This window comes from Pectobacterium sp. S5, assembly GCF_051707265.1.
In the GTDB taxonomy this organism is placed as follows: domain Bacteria; phylum Pseudomonadota; class Gammaproteobacteria; order Enterobacterales; family Enterobacteriaceae; genus Pectobacterium; species Pectobacterium polare.
In genome coordinates, this window is the sequence record NZ_JAULSZ010000001.1 from 1,919,167 (window position 1) to 1,935,836 (window position 16,670).

At 50.4% G+C, this 16,670-nt stretch carries 9 protein-coding genes, 1 tRNA gene and 1 pseudogene; 5 read left to right on the forward strand and 6 right to left on the reverse strand.

Annotation, left to right across the window (positions count from 1 at the left end; all coding sequences use genetic code 11):
- Window positions 1-17: 17 nt before the first annotated feature.
- The 6 genes from QWJ20_RS08640 to lptF all read right to left on the reverse strand — a co-directional run bounded on the left by QWJ20_RS08640 (window position 18) and on the right by lptF (window position 9,766).
- Window positions 18-3,266, reverse strand: a complete 3,249-nt coding sequence (locus QWJ20_RS08640; RefSeq protein ID WP_433992301.1) for a type I restriction endonuclease subunit R — start codon at window positions 3,264-3,266, stop codon at window positions 18-20.
- Window positions 3,263-4,636: a restriction endonuclease subunit S gene (locus QWJ20_RS08645; protein ID WP_433992302.1), complete on the reverse strand. Its 1,374-nt coding sequence runs from the start codon at window positions 4,634-4,636 to the stop codon at window positions 3,263-3,265. Before QWJ20_RS08645 ends, QWJ20_RS08640 begins: the two co-directional genes overlap by 4 nt.
- Window positions 4,636-6,999 carry a type I restriction-modification system subunit M gene (locus QWJ20_RS08650; protein ID WP_433992303.1) on the reverse strand — a complete coding sequence of 788 codons (2,364 nt, stop codon included), beginning with the start codon at window positions 6,997-6,999 and terminating at the stop codon, window positions 4,636-4,638. The genes QWJ20_RS08645 and QWJ20_RS08650 overlap by 1 nt, the downstream gene beginning before the upstream one ends.
- A 272-nt stretch (window positions 7,000-7,271) precedes the next feature.
- Window positions 7,272-7,356, reverse strand: a tRNA-Leu gene (locus tag QWJ20_RS08655).
- A 218-nt stretch (window positions 7,357-7,574) separates the two neighbouring features.
- On the reverse strand, window positions 7,575-8,651 hold the full coding sequence (gene lptG / locus QWJ20_RS08660) for an LPS export ABC transporter permease LptG (RefSeq protein WP_095701394.1): 1,077 nt from the start codon (window positions 8,649-8,651) through the stop codon (window positions 7,575-7,577).
- Window positions 8,651-9,766, reverse strand: coding sequence for an LPS export ABC transporter permease LptF (gene lptF, locus QWJ20_RS08665; RefSeq protein ID WP_433992304.1), 1,116 nt, complete (start codon window positions 9,764-9,766; stop codon window positions 8,651-8,653). The genes lptG and lptF overlap by 1 nt, the downstream gene beginning before the upstream one ends.
- Before the next feature lie 282 nt (window positions 9,767-10,048).
- On the opposite strand from lptF, the gene pepA reads away from it, so the two are divergent.
- From pepA to QWJ20_RS08690, 5 genes and pseudogenes are all read left to right on the forward strand, one after another.
- A complete protein-coding gene (pepA, locus tag QWJ20_RS08670; RefSeq protein WP_010284628.1) occupies window positions 10,049-11,560 on the forward strand; it encodes a leucyl aminopeptidase in 1,512 nt (503 codons plus the stop codon).
- A 216-nt stretch (window positions 11,561-11,776) separates the two neighbouring features.
- Window positions 11,777-12,226: a DNA polymerase III subunit chi gene (locus QWJ20_RS08675; RefSeq protein ID WP_433992305.1), complete on the forward strand. Its 450-nt coding sequence runs from the start codon at window positions 11,777-11,779 to the stop codon at window positions 12,224-12,226.
- Window positions 12,227-12,238: 12 nt separating this feature from the next.
- Complete coding sequence (locus tag QWJ20_RS08680; RefSeq protein ID WP_433992306.1) at window positions 12,239-15,094, forward strand: valine--tRNA ligase; 2,856 nt, start codon at window positions 12,239-12,241, stop codon at window positions 15,092-15,094.
- Window positions 15,095-15,305: 211 nt separating this feature from the next.
- A complete protein-coding gene (tnpA, locus tag QWJ20_RS08685) occupies window positions 15,306-15,887 on the forward strand; it encodes an IS200/IS605 family transposase (protein WP_433992307.1) in 582 nt (193 codons plus the stop codon).
- A 162-nt stretch (window positions 15,888-16,049) separates the two neighbouring features.
- Window positions 16,050-16,611, forward strand: a pseudogene (locus tag QWJ20_RS08690) (RNA 2'-phosphotransferase).
- Window positions 16,612-16,670: the final 59 nt, after the last annotated feature.

Sequence of the window (16,670 nt, forward strand, 5' to 3'; positions counted from 1 at the left end):
ACCCGCTCAGTGAAAAATCAGGCCCCTTTCAACATATCAAACACCACCCGGGCAAACCCTTTCGCCAGTTCAGGATTAGACAGATATTGCATCATCATGTCCTGCTGAGCGTCATTGCTATCCAGCACCGCATCATCAATGGCTTTAGGGAAATCGCCCAGCATAGCCTGTTCGCGCGTGTTATTCGCAATCTGCGTCATCACCGCCTGATTTTCTGATAACTTGTCGCGCACGCTAAAAGCGTAATTAATCATGTCTTTGTCGGTCAGATTATCCGTAATAAATAGCTCGTTAAGACGTGCCAGAATATGCGAAAGAAACTCTTCTTTCTTATCCTTTGGCTTGGCGGTGCCAATGTCATTGCCCGGCTTTATTTTGTATTCTTCGGCATCTTCCTGAAGTTTCAGATGCTGCTCGTGAATTTTTGACAAGCGGTAATGACTCATTTCCACATTGCTTAAATCAACCTCATCTTCTTCAATATTCTGCTCATGCAGCAATGGTCGTAGATGACGAGCAAACAGGCTGAGCTTCTCCAGTTCCTTATCATCGTACTCAACGATTTGTGACATAAATTCGTAGAAACGGACAAAACTACCGAGATCTTTCTTGAAGATATCCAACTTGTCTTTCTCTTGCTTACAGCTTTTAAAGCTGTTTTCAGCATTGGTAATCAGCACCACATCGTTGGTTTTCTTCGTACGCTCAAAAATTTCTTTTGCCAACACATAGGCATCAATGGCCGAGGTATAGCGCTTTTTCCAGCGCTCAACGGCGGGTTTACAAATATTGCTAATTGCCGCGTTGGATTTATTTTTGGTAAAGAACGCTTCGCAAAATTGCTCAACTTCATTCCATAAGAAAATACCGCTGGCGCGGAGCTTCTCGAATAGCTCGAAGACTAGCTGTGGGTCGCTGACATCGGTCAACTCGGCGGTCTGATAGTAAGGCTGGAAAGCCCCCAGAATATCATCCGGTTCATTGTAGAAATCGAGCACGAAGGTGCCAGAGTGCGCTTTACTCGGGTAGATACGGTTTAGGCGTGAGAGTGTCTGTACACACTCCACCCCACCAAGAGGCTTATCCACATACATGGCACACAGCTTAGGCTGGTCAAACCCCGTCTGGAATTTATTTGCGACCAGCATCACCTGATAATCATCACTGTCAAAGGCTTTGCGCATATCCCGGCCTTTCAACCCTGGATTCATATTGATTTCGGTGAATTTCTTGTTCAACAACGCAAGACTATTTTGATCGCTTTCAACAAATTCCACTTCGCCTGAGAATGCCACCATGGCATTAATTTTCTGGTAGTGATTCTCAGCAATATACTTATCAAACGCCAGCTTGTAGCGCACCGCCGCTTTACGCGAACTGGTCACGACCATGGCCTTCGCCTGTCCGCCGAGTAAATGCATGACGTGTTTTCGGTAGTGCTCGACAATCACTTTTACTTTTTGCGAGACGTTATGTTCATGCAACGTAACCCACTGGTTCAGTTTGATTTTGGCTTTTTTACTGTCTACTTCCCGGTCAGGATCGTCCAGCTTTTGCAACAGCTTATACGCCACTTTGTAGTTGGTGTAATTCTTCAGTACATCAAGAATAAAGCCTTCTTCAATCGCCTGCCGCATCGAATAAACGTGGAATGCTTCCGGCTTATTGGTCTTGGATGCGGGTTCCTGAGGGCTAGGACGGCGGCCAAACAGCTCCAGCGTTTTGGCTTTTGGCGTAGCGGTAAATGCATAGAAGTTAAGATTATTACTGCCTTTTCGCGCGGCAACGGTGGCATCCAAAATATCTTCCGACGACAGCACCACATCGTCATCTGCTTCTTCGGTCATCAGCACTTCTTTTAACTGACGCGCCGTGGAACCACTTTGGGAAGAGTGCGCTTCATCCGCAATTACCGCATATTTGCGTTGCTTAAGGCTGACGCTGTTTTCGATGGCTTTGAGCACAAACGGGAAAGTCTGGATGGTAACGATAATAATCGGCTGTGAGTTTTCCAGCGCACTGGCGAGCTTTTCTGATTTAGAGCCGTCGCCTTCTTTATTATTAATGCGCCCGACCACGCCGTCCTGATGCTCAAACTGGTAAATAGTATCCTGAAGCTGGTCGTCCAATACGGTACGGTCGGTAACAACAATCACCGAGTGGAACTGCTTTTCACCCTTATCATCATAGAGTGTAGAAAGCTGGTGGGCGGTCCAGGCAATCGAATTGGACTTACCGGAACCAGCGCTGTGCTGAATAAGATATTTATTTCCGGTGCCTTCTCGCGTGGCAGCGTGAATCAGTTTATTCACCACATCCCACTGGTGATAACGGGGGAAAATTAAACTCTCTTTTTTAACCTTCAGCCCGTTCCAGTCTTCTTTTTCCTCAATTTGCAAATGCACGAAACGCGCGAGAATATTTAGCAAATTGTCCGGCAGCAGCACCTCATTCCACAGGTAGCTGGTAGCGTACTCGTTTTCATTTTCAGGAATGTCATTCCCTGCACCGCCGTCAGCCGTGCCTTTATTAAAGGGCAGGAAGAAGGTGTCATCACCGGCTAATTTCGTCGCCATAAACACGTCATACTGGCTGACGGCAAAGTGCACCAGCGCTCCGCGTTTAAAGGTCAGCAGCGGTTCAGGTTTATTGATTAACGGATCTTTCGGCAAACGCGTTTTCTTATATTGTTTAATCGCGTTTTGTACCGCCTGCTTAAACTCGGATTTCAATTCCAGCGTCGCCACCGGCAGGCCGTTAACAAACAGCACCAGATCGATACGCCATTTTTTCGCTTTTAAGCCCGTTTCTTCAAACGCCGCTTTTGTGGCATACGGGCTATAAACCAGCTCCGGCACAATACGGCAGATGTTCTGCTGATAACGCGCCAGCGTTTCCGGGTTTAAATTGTGCTCGGGTTTAAACTGGCATAGCGTAAAACGCGCATTGCGGATTTTTAGCGCATTGCGCAATACGCCCAACGTACCGTAGGTGCGCGAGAGTTTATCGGTAGCGTTACTATCGGCTTTCTTAAGCTGTACCACTAGCGCATCGAGGAAATGACGCTCGGTATCGGTAGGGAAAACCTTAACCAGCTTTTCCCACTCCTGCGGCTGAGTCATTTTAACGAAGGTCAGCACATCTTGCGAATACAGCGCACGTTCACGGTCATAGCCATCACCTTTGCCAACAATCCAGCCATGTTCAACCATCTGTGCAATCATTTCATTTTGGAAGATCGCTTCTTTGGTGGAGTCCATGCTCATGCGTTCACCTCCAGTGATTCCTCAATGTCCCGCGTGTCAGGTGCAACCCAATCTCGGACGTCGATTTTTCCGGTGACGGCGGCGGAGATAAGGGCGGTGCGGCGTTCTTGCATTAACTCTATTGCCGATTCGGCTTTCGAAATTAAGAGTTCAAATTTAATCGATAGTTTTTCTATCTCTAAACATATTGAATAAATTTCATTTTTTGGTGGAAGTAAAACAGGAATACCACCAAGATCTTCCATTGATAAATTTGGCTGCGCTGCCTGGACAGCACCCATACCGATTATACGTTGAGTAAATTCAGCCCCCAGCCAATAATAAATCCAATCAGCATGATTAATGTTTTTAGGACGAATAAAACTAACTGCTTGGTTAGTATTTGCAGGTAGCAACTCTTTTTGTAGAACTGAAGCCATGCCAGTAGTCGCACCAGCAATAATTACTAAGATATCCTTATCTTGAAGTCGACTTCTTGAGATCTGTTTATCTACAGCACTGGTAATATAGAATTGTGGATATAAATTTACCTCTTTCGACTTACCAATATTTTCTGCTTTTAAGAACCTAATACCATCATCAACAAAATCACCACCAATTGTGCTTGGTGTTGTACCTTTCGATATCTGCTTTGATAATTGTTTAATACGGCAAACATCCCAATGTTCTGGCACTTCTCCCAACCATTCAACACCAGAATCTTTCATCGGCACATCAGGGTTTAACCCTTTGGTTACAGCATAGCTAATCACTGTCTGACGTTTTTCTTTTAGCAGTTCAATCAGTTGCTGCTGTTTCTCGATCAGGTTATCGATCTTTGCGGTTTCGTGATCGAGGAAACTGTATATGCTCTCCTGTTCACTCTTGTCGGGCAGTAGAAGTTCAATATTTCTGAACTCATCAGGATCCAGATCCCATTGACTGACACGTATACCTTTGGAACGGCTCAAATATTGAGTAACGTAAATCGGGTTGCGAAGTAAATAATGCACATACCTTAGATGCGCTAGTTCAAACAGAACCTTATTTGGTTGATAAACAAAGTATGCAGGACTAACTATCCCTTCATATTCTGAAATTGCGATTGAACCTTGCCAGGCTTTCATTTTATTCATTACCAAATCATTTGGTTCAACCAACTGATAAGGCGACAAATCCTCTGAAGGCTTATTATTGTTATCATCCCGGCTGGATTTAGGTATAACTCCATAATCCCGATAAACGGAAAGCAACTCTTTCCCTGTATATCCGGTGCGTTTATTCCTAGAAAATAATCTGGATATGGATATAGTTCTCCAGTGAATCGGGACATTCCCCAACCACTCAACCCCAGAATCCTTATATTCAGGATATGCCTTATACTTAGCCATCAGGAATGCACCTCCTGCAACAGCTTCATAATCTCGGCGCTGACTGCATCCAGATCGGCATCAATCTCTTCCAGCGGGCGCGGTGGCTGATACACGTAGAAATGGCGGTTAAACGGAATTTCATAGCCGACAATACCAATTTCGCCGTCTTTCTCATCGCGCTTATCGGCATTAATCCAGGCATCGGCCACATGCGGCAGCACTTCCGCTTTAAAGTAGCGCTCAATCAGGTCACTGGTAGACACCGCTGGGTTTAACGACACGTTCTCGTTATCCCGCAGCTCGCCGTCCTGCTCAAACTCCACCACTTTTCCCTGATATTCAAACTCACCGTACAGCGGCCGGGCGGGTTCTTTCAGTACCTTCTTCACCACCGGTTCTGCATCTGGGTTTTTCGTGGTGATCGCGTCAATAAGCTGCTTGTTCTCTTTGGCATCCAGCTTCACGCCTGCGGATTTGATCGCCCCTTTCAGGGTAAGCTGGAACTGGTTAAAGTCGTTACTGACCCGCGTTTTTCCACCGGCTTGTGTGCCTAACGCAGCTTGAATCTGCTGCGCTTTTTCCATTAATTCGCGCTGTGCCAGCCACAGCTTGCTGTCCAGCAAATCTTTAATTTGCTTCTCTTTCAGCTCGGAAAACTCCGCTTTGATGATAGCGCGAGCTTCAACTTCGATGTCTGCAAAACTCCCATAGTTATCGCTTTGCCACTGTGCGGAAAACACCTCAAACAGACGTTCCATCGGTGCATTAAACGGCTTCGGCGCAAAGCGCAACATCGCGATCGCTTCATCCGTCACTTGCGCCGACAAACGCAGCGGGCGCTCAATGGTCAGGCGACGGTAGCCAAAATCCGTGCTATTGAAGATTTTGCTGGCAAAGGTTTTTGGCGCTTCGGTTTTAGCCGTAGCAGACTGGCGACCACGGTTGGATTTTTGCTCCGGTGCTTTTTCAAGACCTAAGGCTTCAAGAGAAATCGTGTCAACTACCTCAAAAGCACCAAACGTGCGGGTGATAAGCTTAATGTCATCCTCACCCATCAGGTTACGCTTGGAACCCAGAGATTTACGCATCTTGCCGCACAGGTTGGTGCCATCAATCAGTTGAACCTTGCCTTTGCGTTCCGTGGCTTTCTTATTCGACAGAATCCAGACATAAGTCGCAATCCCGGTGTTGTAGAACATATCCGTCGGCAGCGCGACAATCCCTTCCAACAAATCAGCTTCCAGAATATAGCGGCGGATTTCGCTCTCACCGCTACCCGCACCACCGGTAAACAGCGGAGAACCATTGAGGATAATGCCGATACGCCCACCATCATTGACTGAACCATCAGGATTATGGGTATCACGCATTTTGCTGATCAGATGTAGAAGGAACAATAGAGAACCATCGGACACACGCGGTAAACCAGGGCCAAAACGGCCATTAAAGCCTTTCAGTTTATGCTCGTCGTTAATCTCACCTTCAATCTTTTTCCAGTCAACACCGAACGGCGGGTTCGACAGCATATAGTCGAACTGGTCTTGCGGTAACTGATCGTTGGAAAGGGTGTTGCCCAGTTTGATGCGGCTAACATCCTGTCCTTTAATCAGCATATCGGCTTTACAAATTGCGTAAGACTCTGGGTTCAGCTCCTGACCAAACGCACGCATCACCGCATTCGGGTTAAGCTCGTGCACGTATTCCATGCCGGAAGAAAGGAAGCCGCCCGTTCCCGCAGTTGGGTCGTAAATGGTACGAATGATGCCGTCTTTAGACAACGCGTCATCATCCTCCATAAACACCAGTGAGGTCGTTAAACGCACGATATCACGTGGAGTAAAGTGTTCCCCGGCAGTCTCATTCGAACTTTCCGCAAAACGACGAATCAGCTCTTCAAACACCAGTCCCATTTCATGGTTGGAAATAGCCTTCGGGCTTAGGTCGTATTTGGCAAATTTTTCCACGACTTTGAACAGCAGGTTGGCATCATCCAGCAGGCCAACGAACTCACTGAATTTGAAGTGTTCAAAGATTTCACGCGCATCCTTTGAGAAACACTGAACGTAATTCTCCAGATTAGCCTTAATGTCGTTCTGCCCCATCTTGCCGAGATCCATCGGAGAAGTATTGAAGAACGACAGACCATTGGTAGCACGTAACAGAAACTTATCTCGCCCTTCTTCTGGCAGCGGACTAGCCTTCAGCTTTTCGACTTCCGCTAACACCGCCTCTTTGCTCGCGACTAACACACACTCAAGCCGACGTAGGAGAGTAAAAGGCAGAATCACGCGCCCATATTGGGATTGTTTGAAATCACCACGAAGCAAATCAGCAACTGACCAGATAAAGGCAGCCGTCTGAGAAAAGTTAGTGTTAGACATGAGGATTACCAAAGAGTGTAACGAATAGAGGTGATTATACATAAGCCAGCTAGCATCGCACGGCATTGATTCCCGTCGTTTTGAAACGGAATTTTGACAATGGCTTTTTTGGTAAACATTTTCAGGCGGGATGGTGCGACAGGTATATGACACATAATAAAGCAGCGATATTACCCGCGATTCATCGCTCGGTAATGGGGAGAAAAAGTCGCTTATCTACTGAATTTCATACATAAAAAAAGCCACCCTAAGGTGACTTGATTTTCATACTATGGTGCCGAAGGCCGGACTCGAACCGGCACATCTTTCGATGGTTGATTTTGAATCAACTGCGTCTACCGATTTCGCCACTTCGGCACAGAAGTAGTATGCGGAAAACGGGTGCATTATACCGTTTGACGGCCCACGCGCAACGTTAATCCACTCCGTGTTCGGTTAAGTGCTGAAAAAATCATCTCTAGCAACGTGTTATGACTTTTTTACCTTCACGATGGTGTGATAATGAGTGTTATTGAGAGCAATAAAAAAGCGCCGAGGGGTTAACCCACTCGCCGCTTTTTCGGGATTGCTGGGTTCTATCGGCGTTTTAGCAGCAGCGCCACGCTGATGAACAGAAATACCGAGCTCGGCAAGATCGCGCCCAGGATTGGTGGGATGCCATAGACCAAGCTGAGTGGACGGAAAATCTCATTCAGCAGGTAGAAGAGGAAGCCGAAGCTGATACCTATCACGATGCGTGAACCCGCCGACACGCTGCGCAGCGGGCCGAAGATGAAAGAGACAGCCATGAGCATCATCACCGCCACTGAGACTGGTGCAAAGATTTTGCTCCACATGTTCAGCTGGTAGCGATTCGACTCTTGCCCACTTTGTTTCAGGTATTTGGAGTAATTATGTAGCCCACGGATCGACAGCGCATCCGGCTCCAGCGCCACCACGCCGAGCTTATCCGGCGTCAGGTTGGTTTTCCATTCTCCGCTGAACGTCTGGCTACCGCCAATCTGCTTACCGTCGCTCAAATCAGATTCATCAACCTGCGAGAGCTTCCAGACATTCCTGTCCTCTTCAAACTCGGCGGAGGCCGCATAGCGCACAGATAGCAGCTTGTTCTTATCGTCGAAGTGATAAATGTTGACGCCAGACAGCTCTTTATCGCCCGTCACTCGTTCGATATAGATAAAGTCATTGCCGTCTTTTGCCCACAGTCCGCCCTGCGTAGAGATCATCGACCCACCGGAGATCATCTGAGAGCGGTAGTTGCGCGCCATCTGTTCCCCTTGCGGAGACACCCATTCGCCAATCGCCATCGTCAGCAGCACCAGCGGGATTGCCGTTTTCATCACAGCCGTCGCAATCTGCAAGCGGGTAAAGCCAGAGGCCTGCATCACCACCAGTTCGCTACGGGTCGCAAGCTGGCCCAGCCCGAGCAACGCACCGAGCAGCGCCGCCATCGGGAAGAAGATCTCAATATCTTTAGGTACGCTGAGCAGCGTATACAGCCCTGCGCCCAGCGCCGAATACTCGCCCTGCCCAACTTTACGCAGTTGGTCGACAAACTTGATGATGCCGGAGAGCGACACCAGCATGAACAGCGTCGTCATGATGGTGGTAAAAATCGTTTTGCCGATATAGCGGTCTAATACACCAAACATCAGGCCGCTCCTTGTGTTCTAAGAGTACTAGGCTTAAAGCGGGCGCGCATCTTGCGCATCGGCACGGTATCCCAGAGGTTAAGCATCACTGCGATACCGAAGTACATCAGGTTAGTCAGCCAGACCCATACCATCGGATCGATTTTTCCTTTACTCGCGTTAGAACGCAGCGAGCTTTGTAGCAGGAAGAAAATCAGGTACAGCAGCATCGCGGGCAGCATGCTCAGCACCCTACCCTGACGCGGATTCACCACACTCAGCGGCACCACCATCAGCGCCATGATCAGCACCGAAACAATCAACGTCAGCCGCCAGTGGAACTCGGCACGCGCATCGTGCGCATCCGAATGCCAGAGGGTCTGCATACCCATTTGCTGCACGTCGCTATTGTTTAGCGTCACGCTCTGGTGACCAATCACGGCCTGATAGTTGGTGAAATCCGTGATACGAAAATCACGCAGCAACGCCGTGCCTTCATAACGAGAACCATTATCCAGCGTCACAACCTGCGCACCATCTTCGTTCTGCGTGATATGACCGCGATCGGCGACGACGACCGAAGGCCGAGCATTCCCGCTGGGGCGCAGTTGCGCCAGAAAGACGTGCTCAAACTCCGATCCTTTGACATTGCCGACAAACAGCACCGCGTTACCGCCCTGTGCAGACTGGAACTGCCCTTCTACCAGCGCGGCCATACTGGGGTTCGCCTTCGCTTCTGCCAGCACTTCTTCCTGATGCCGAGACGACCACGGGCTGAGCCACATGACGTTAACCGTTGCAATAATGGCAGTGAACACCGCCAAGGCCAGCGCAGCTTTCAGCAACACGCGTTTGCCCAGCCCACAGGCGTGCATGACGGTGATCTCGCTTTCCGCATAGAGGCGGCCAAACGTCATCAATACGCCAAGAAACAGGCTCAATGGCAGGATGAGCTGCACCATCTCTGGCACGCCCAATCCCAACAGGGAGATAACCAAATTTGTCGGGATTTCACCATCAACAGCGGCGCCCAGTATCCGCACTAATTTCTGGCAAAAGAAAATCAGTAACAGAATGAAAAGGATGGCCAGTTGACTCTTAAAGGTTTCCCGTACCAGATATCGAATGATGATCACGCTTAATTACGCCTGTGAAAACTTGTCTTTTTGCAGGAAAATCGATAGTTTCTTCGCTAACGCGCCATTTATACTCATTTTTGGCTGCCCTCTTAGCTAAAACTGTATTACAACACACTGCGTTTGAGCTGTTGTATCAGAACCTGCTTATTAGTCACTAAAACAGGTTCGTTACGTCGTTAAGATTAACACAGGTTATGTTAACGCAACGCCGGGAAGTATTACGGAGTGTCACATTCTAGCCGTTGCCCCCGCCGTTGTCTTTAAGATTCAGGAGAGTACATGGAGTTCAGCGTAAAAAGCGGTAGCCCGGAAAAACAACGCAGTGCCTGCATTGTCGTCGGCGTGTTTGAACCGCGTCGTCTGTCCCCTATTGCCGAACAACTCGATAAAATCAGCGACGGCTACATCAGCGCGTTGCTTCGCCGTGGTGAATTAGAAGGCAAAGTGGGGCAATCACTGCTTTTGCACCATGTACCTAACATTCTTTCCGAGCGCATTCTGCTGATTGGTTGCGGTAAAGAGCGCGAACTTGATGAACGCCAGTACAAACAGGTGATTCAGAAGACGATCAACGCGCTGAACGAAACCGGCTCGATGGAAGCGGTCTGCTTCCTGACCGAGCTGCACGTGAAAGGCCGTAACACGTACTGGAAAGTGCGTCAGGCCGTCGAAACCGCAAAAGAAACGCTGTATACCTTCGATCAGCTTAAGAGCAATAAGGTCGAACTGCGCCGTCCGCTGCGCAAAATGGTCTTCAACGTGCCAACACGCCGTGAGCTGACCAGCGGCGAGCGCGCCATTCAGCACGGTCTGGCGATTGCTGCGGGCATCAAAGCTGCGAAAGATCTCGGCAACATGCCGCCGAATATCTGTAATGCCGCGTATCTGGCTTCGCAGGCGCGTCAACTGGCCGATACCTACAGCCAGAACATCATCACACGCGTGATTGGTGAACAGCAGATGAAAGAGCTGGGCATGAATGCCTATCTGGCCGTGGGTCAGGGCTCGCAGAATGAATCGCTGATGTCCGTGATCGAATATAAAGGCGATCCAAACCCAGAAACCCGTCCGATTGTGCTGGTCGGTAAAGGGCTGACGTTCGATTCCGGCGGCATCTCCATCAAACCTGCCGACAGCATGGACGAAATGAAGTATGACATGTGCGGCGCGGCCACGGTCTACGGCGTGATGCGCATGGCAGCCGAACTGGCACTACCGTTGAATATCATCGGCGTGCTGGCGGGCTGTGAAAACATGGTCGATGGGCGCGCCTACCGTCCGGGCGACGTGCTGACCACGATGTCCGGCCAAACGGTAGAAGTGCTGAACACCGATGCGGAAGGCCGTCTGGTCTTGTGTGATACGCTGACCTACGTCGAGCGTTATGAGCCGGACGTGGTGATTGACGTCGCGACTCTTACTGGCGCGTGCGTGATTGCGCTGGGGCACCACATTACAGGGCTGATGGCGAACCACAATCCGCTGGCGCACGAGCTGTTGAGCGCGTCCGAGCAGTCTGGCGACCGCGCATGGCGTCTGCCGCTGACCGACGAATTCCAGGAACAGCTGGAATCCAATTTTGCCGATATGGCGAATATTGGCGGTCGTCCGGGTGGTGCGATTACCGCAGGCTGCTTCCTGTCGCGCTTTACGCGTAAGTACAGCTGGGCGCATCTGGATATCGCGGGCACGGCCTGGCGTTCTGGTAAAGCCAAAGGTGCAACGGGTCGTCCGGTCGCGCTGTTATCACAGTTCCTGCTTAACCGCGCTGGACAGAACGACGTAGAATAAGACTTTCACGTCAACGGCGATGACCAAAGCCAGCGATGACTTTTGTTCTTATACTCTAAATAATTCAAGTTTCAGGAAGGCGGCAAGGGAAGGAGTCCCGATGAGCTTACTCAGGTAAGTGATTCGGGTGAGTGAACGCAGCCAATGCGCATGCAACTTGAAGTATGACGAGTATAATCGGGCCGGATATTCCGGCCCTTATCAATAGTGTAAACAATGAAAAACGCAACGTTCTATCTTCTCGAACACGACAGCAAAAGCGGTGAGCTCAGCGCCCATGAGGCACTGGCATGCGATCTGGCGGCAGAACGTTGGCGAGCAGGAAAGCGTGTGCTGATAGCCTGTGAAGACGAGCAGCAGGCCACCAGACTGGACGAGGCATTGTGGCAGCGCGATCCCAACGCCTTCGTGCCGCATAATCTGGCAGGCGAAGGGCCACGCCACGGTGCGCCGGTCGAACTGGCCTGGCCGCAGCGGCGTGGCAACGCGCCACGGGATCTGCTGATCAGCCTATTGCCGCAGTTCGCAGATTTTGCCACCGCTTTCCATGAAGTGATAGACTTTGTCCCTTACGAAGACTCCTTGAAACAGTTGGCGCGCGACCGCTATAAAACTTATCGCAGCGTCGGCTTCCAATTGACCACGGCTACGCCGCCAACTCACTGAATTTTGAGCATAATGGAAACGAAATATAACCCGCAAGATATCGAGCAGCCGCTCTACGAACACTGGGAAAAGCAAGGCTACTTCAAGCCGCACGGCGACACGAGTAAAGAAAGCTTCAGCATTATGATCCCGCCGCCCAACGTCACCGGCAGCTTGCATATGGGTCACGCTTTCCAGCAAACCATTATGGATACGTTGATCCGCTATCAGCGTATGCAGGGTAAAAATACCCTGTGGCAGGCAGGTACCGACCACGCCGGTATCGCCACGCAAATGGTCGTTGAGCGCAAGATCGCCGCAGAAGAAGGCAAAACTCGCCACGATTACGGCCGCGAAGCATTCATCGACAAAATCTGGCAGTGGAAAGGCGAATCCGGTGGCAACATCACCAATCAGATGCGCCGTCTTGGCAACTCCGTTGACTGGGAACGCGAACGCTTCACCATGGATGAAGGCCTGTCCAACGCGGTGAAAGAAGTTTTTGTCCGTCTGTATAAAGAAGACCTGATTTACCGTGGCAAGCGTCTGGTGAACTGGGATCCAAAACTGCGCACCGCGATTTCCGATCTGGAAGTAGAAAACCGCGAAGTGAAAGGGTCGATGTGGCACCTGCGCTATCCGCTGGCCGATGGCGTGAAAACCGCTGAAGGGAAAGACTATCTGGTCGTCGCGACCACTCGCCCGGAAACCATGCTGGGTGATACTGGTGTTGCCGTTAACCCGGAAGATCCGCGTTATAAAGATCTGATCGGCAAAGAGGTGATCCTGCCGCTGATTGGCCGTCGTATTCCGATCGTTGGCGACGAACATGCCGATATGGAAAAAGGCACCGGCTGCGTGAAGATCACGCCAGCGCACGACTTCAACGACTATGAAGTCGGTAAACGCCACCAGTTGCCGATGGTCAATATCCTGACGTTCGACGGTGATATCCGCCAGAGCGCTGAAATTTTTGATACCAATGGCGAAGCCAGTACCGTTTGCAGCAGCGACATTCCTGAAGCCTTCCAGGGTCTGGAGCGTTTTGCCGCGCGTAAAGCGCTGGTCGCTGCATTCGATGAGCTTGGCCTGCTGGAAGAGATCAAAGCGCACGATCTGACCGTTCCTTACGGTGACCGTGGCGGCGTCGTCATTGAGCCGATGCTGACCGACCAGTGGTACGTGCGTGCTGCCGTGCTGGCTAAACCGGCAGTGGAAGCGGTGGAAGATGGCCGCATCCAGTTCGTACCAAAACAGTACGAAAACATGTACTTCAGCTGGATGCGCGACATTCAGGACTGGTGTATCTCTCGCCAATTGTGGTGGGGCCACCGCATTCCGGCCTGGTACGATGCCAATGGCAAGGTCTATGTCGGTCGCACCGAAGCGGAAGTACGCAGTGAAAACAACCTCGCTGACGATGTCGTTCTGAATCAGGACGAAGACGTACTGGATACCTGGTTCTCATCCGGGCTGTGGACGTTCTCTACGCTGGGTTGGCCAGAGCAAACGCCCGATCTGAAAGCGTTCCACCCGAGTAGCGTGATGGTCAGCGGCTTCGACATCATCTTCTTCTGGATTGCCCGCATGATCATGCTGACCATGCACTTCATCAAAGATGAAGACGGCAAACCACAGGTGCCATTCCATACCGTCTACATGACTGGCCTGATCCGTGATGATGAAGGTCAGAAGATGTCCAAATCCAAAGGGAACGTGATCGACCCGCTGGATATGGTCGACGGCATTTCGCTGGAAGCGCTGCTGGAAAAACGTACCGGCAATATGATGCAGCCGCAGCTGGCGGAAAAAATCCGCAAGCGCACCGAGAAACAGTTCCCGAACGGTATCGAGCCGCACGGTACAGACGCCCTGCGCTTCACGCTGGCGGCGCTGGCCTCTACCGGCCGCGACATCAACTGGGACATGAAGCGTCTGGAAGGTTACCGCAACTTCTGTAACAAGCTGTGGAACGCTAGCCGCTTTGTGCTGATGAACACCGAAGATCAGGATTGTGGTTTTGGCGCAGGCGAGAAAGTGCTGTCACTGGCTGACCGCTGGATTCTGGCAGAATTCAACCGCACGGTGAAAGCCTACCGCGAGGCGCTGGACGGCTATCGCTTTGATATTGCGGCCAACATTCTGTACGAATTCACCTGGAACCAGTTCTGTGACTGGTATCTGGAACTGACGAAGCCTGTGATGAATGGCGGTTCAGAAGCGGAACTGCGCGGTACGCGTCACACGCTGGTTACCGTGCTGGAAGCGTTGCTGCGTCTGGCGCATCCGATTATTCCGTTCATTACCGAAACCATCTGGCTACGCGTTAAAGCGCTGAAAGGCATTAGCGCCGACACGATCATGTTGCAGCCGTTCCCTGAGTTCGATGCCGCGCAGGAAGATACGCTGGCGCTGAACGATCTGGAGTGGATCAAGCAGGCGATTATCGCTGTGCGTAACATTCGTGCGGAAATGAACATCGCACCGGGCAAACCGCTGGAAGTCTTACTGCGTGATGTCACTGCTGAAGCACAGCGTCGCGTGGAAGAGAACCGCAGCTTTATCCAAACGCTGGCGCGTCTGGAAAGCATTACGCTGCTGCCTGCGGGCGATAAAGGTCCGGTTTCCGTCACTAAGCTCATTGAGGGTGCCGAGCTGTTAATTCCGATGGCAGGCCTGATCGATAAAGCGGCAGAGCTGGATCGTCTGACGAAAGAAGTGGCGAAAATCGAAGCCGAGATTGAGCGCATCGAAAGCAAGCTGTCCAACGAAGGCTTTGTGGCACGCGCACCGGAAGCGGTCGTAGCCAAAGAGCGTGAGAAGCTGGACGGCTACGCCGTAGCGAAAGCCAAACTGCTGGAGCAACACGCGGTCATCGCTGCACTGTAACGCTCACCGATTTTCTAGCGGTAGAACGGCAAGTACGAAAGCCTCGTTGCAAAACGAGGCTTTTTATTGTGCCCAGAAAACCCCCAGCTAGGCTGGGGGTTCAGTAAAGCTTTCAGCTTTGAGCCAGTTATAAAAACCCCTTTTGATTTGTTAAAACAGTTTGCGGTCTGGCAACTGCAAACGTTCAACAAGAAATCAAAAGGGGGTCCCAATGAGGGACGAAAAGAGCTTAGCGCACACCCGATGGAACTGTAAATATCACATAGTTTTTGCACCGAAGTATCGAAGGCAGGTGTTCTACGGGGAAAAGCGCAGAGCGATTGGCAGCATTTTAAGAAAGCTGTGCGAATGGAAAAACGTGAATATTCTGGAAGCGGAATGCTGTGTGGATCACATCCACATGCTTCTGGAAATCCCGCCGAAGATGAGTGTCTCGGGATTTATGGGATACCTGAAGGGAAAGAGTAGCCTGATGCTTTATGAGCAGTTTGGCGATTTGAAGTTCAAATACCGTAACAGGGAGTTTTGGCTGGAAATCCCGCCGAAGATGAGTGTCTCGGGATTTATGGGATACCTGAAGGGAAAGAGTAGCCTGATGCTTTATGAGCAGTTTGGCGATTTGAAGTTCAAATACCGTAACAGGGAGTTTTGGTGTCGAGGGTATTATGTTGATACGGTGGGGAAAAACACGGTCAAGATACAAGAATACATAAAGCACCAACTGGATGAGGATAAAATGGGAGAGCAACTGTCGATCCCGTATCCAGGTAGCCCGTTTACGGGCCGTAAGTAATCCATAGATGCAAATGTCAGATCGCGATGCGCCTGTTAGGGCGCGGCTGGTAACAGAGCCTTATAGGCGCATATGAAAAACCTCCGGCTATGCCGGAGGATAGTTTTTTTTTATTCGCTTCACACTTATTCACCTCACAAAATGCATAAATGGAGTAACACAATGAGCGACACGAATCATGCTGAGGTCAGCAAGTTTCTTAGCTACGTTTTACGACACAAGCCCGAAGCCATTGGGCTAACGCTGAGCAGCGAAGGCTGGGCAAACATAGCTGAACTGATTAGTGGTGCGGCAAAAGATGGACGGCTTCTTACCAGAGACGTGATTCACGTCTGTCGTCGATAGCAGCGACAAAAAGCGTTTTTCTATTTCGGCGGATGGGTTATCGATCCGCGCAGCGCAGGGGCACTCGTCATCGCAGGTCGATATGCGTTACGAGCCCAAAGTGCCGCCCGAGTTTCTTTACCACGGCACCGCAACCCGATTTGTCGACTCGATAAATCAGCAGGGTTTGCTTCCTGGTTCACGTCAGTATGTGCACTTGTCTGCCGACGAAGCCACAGCGATAAATGTCGGCCAACGGCACGGCAAGCCCGTGGTATTAACAATAAAGGCGCGGGAAATGCATCAGCAGGGGTTTGTTTTTTATCAGGCGGATAACGGCGTCTGGTTAACGCTGACGGTTCCCGTGCCGTTTATCGCTTCAAAACCATTAATTGATTGATGAATGCGAGCATAAGTCACCTGTCTTCGCTGTCCACATAACAGTAGCGAAAACAGGTG

What these genes read in the sequence shown, in the direction of transcription:
- QWJ20_RS08640 (WP_433992301.1), bottom strand. Translation starts at nt 3,266, where the DNA reads ATGAGCATGGACTCCACCAAAGAAGCGATCTTCCAAAATGAAATGATT.
- QWJ20_RS08680 (WP_433992306.1), top strand. Translation starts at nt 12,239, where the DNA reads ATGGAAACGAAATATAACCCGCAAGATATCGAGCAGCCGCTCTACGAA.
- tnpA (WP_433992307.1), top strand. Translation starts at nt 15,306, where the DNA reads ATGAGGGACGAAAAGAGCTTAGCGCACACCCGATGGAACTGTAAATAT.
- lptG (WP_095701394.1), bottom strand. Translation starts at nt 8,651, where the DNA reads ATGTTTGGTGTATTAGACCGCTATATCGGCAAAACGATTTTTACCACC.
- pepA (WP_010284628.1), top strand. Translation starts at nt 10,049, where the DNA reads ATGGAGTTCAGCGTAAAAAGCGGTAGCCCGGAAAAACAACGCAGTGCC.
- QWJ20_RS08675 (WP_433992305.1), top strand. Translation starts at nt 11,777, where the DNA reads ATGAAAAACGCAACGTTCTATCTTCTCGAACACGACAGCAAAAGCGGT.
- QWJ20_RS08650 (WP_433992303.1), bottom strand. Translation starts at nt 6,999, where the DNA reads ATGTCTAACACTAACTTTTCTCAGACGGCTGCCTTTATCTGGTCAGTT.
- QWJ20_RS08645 (WP_433992302.1), bottom strand. Translation starts at nt 4,636, where the DNA reads ATGGCTAAGTATAAGGCATATCCTGAATATAAGGATTCTGGGGTTGAG.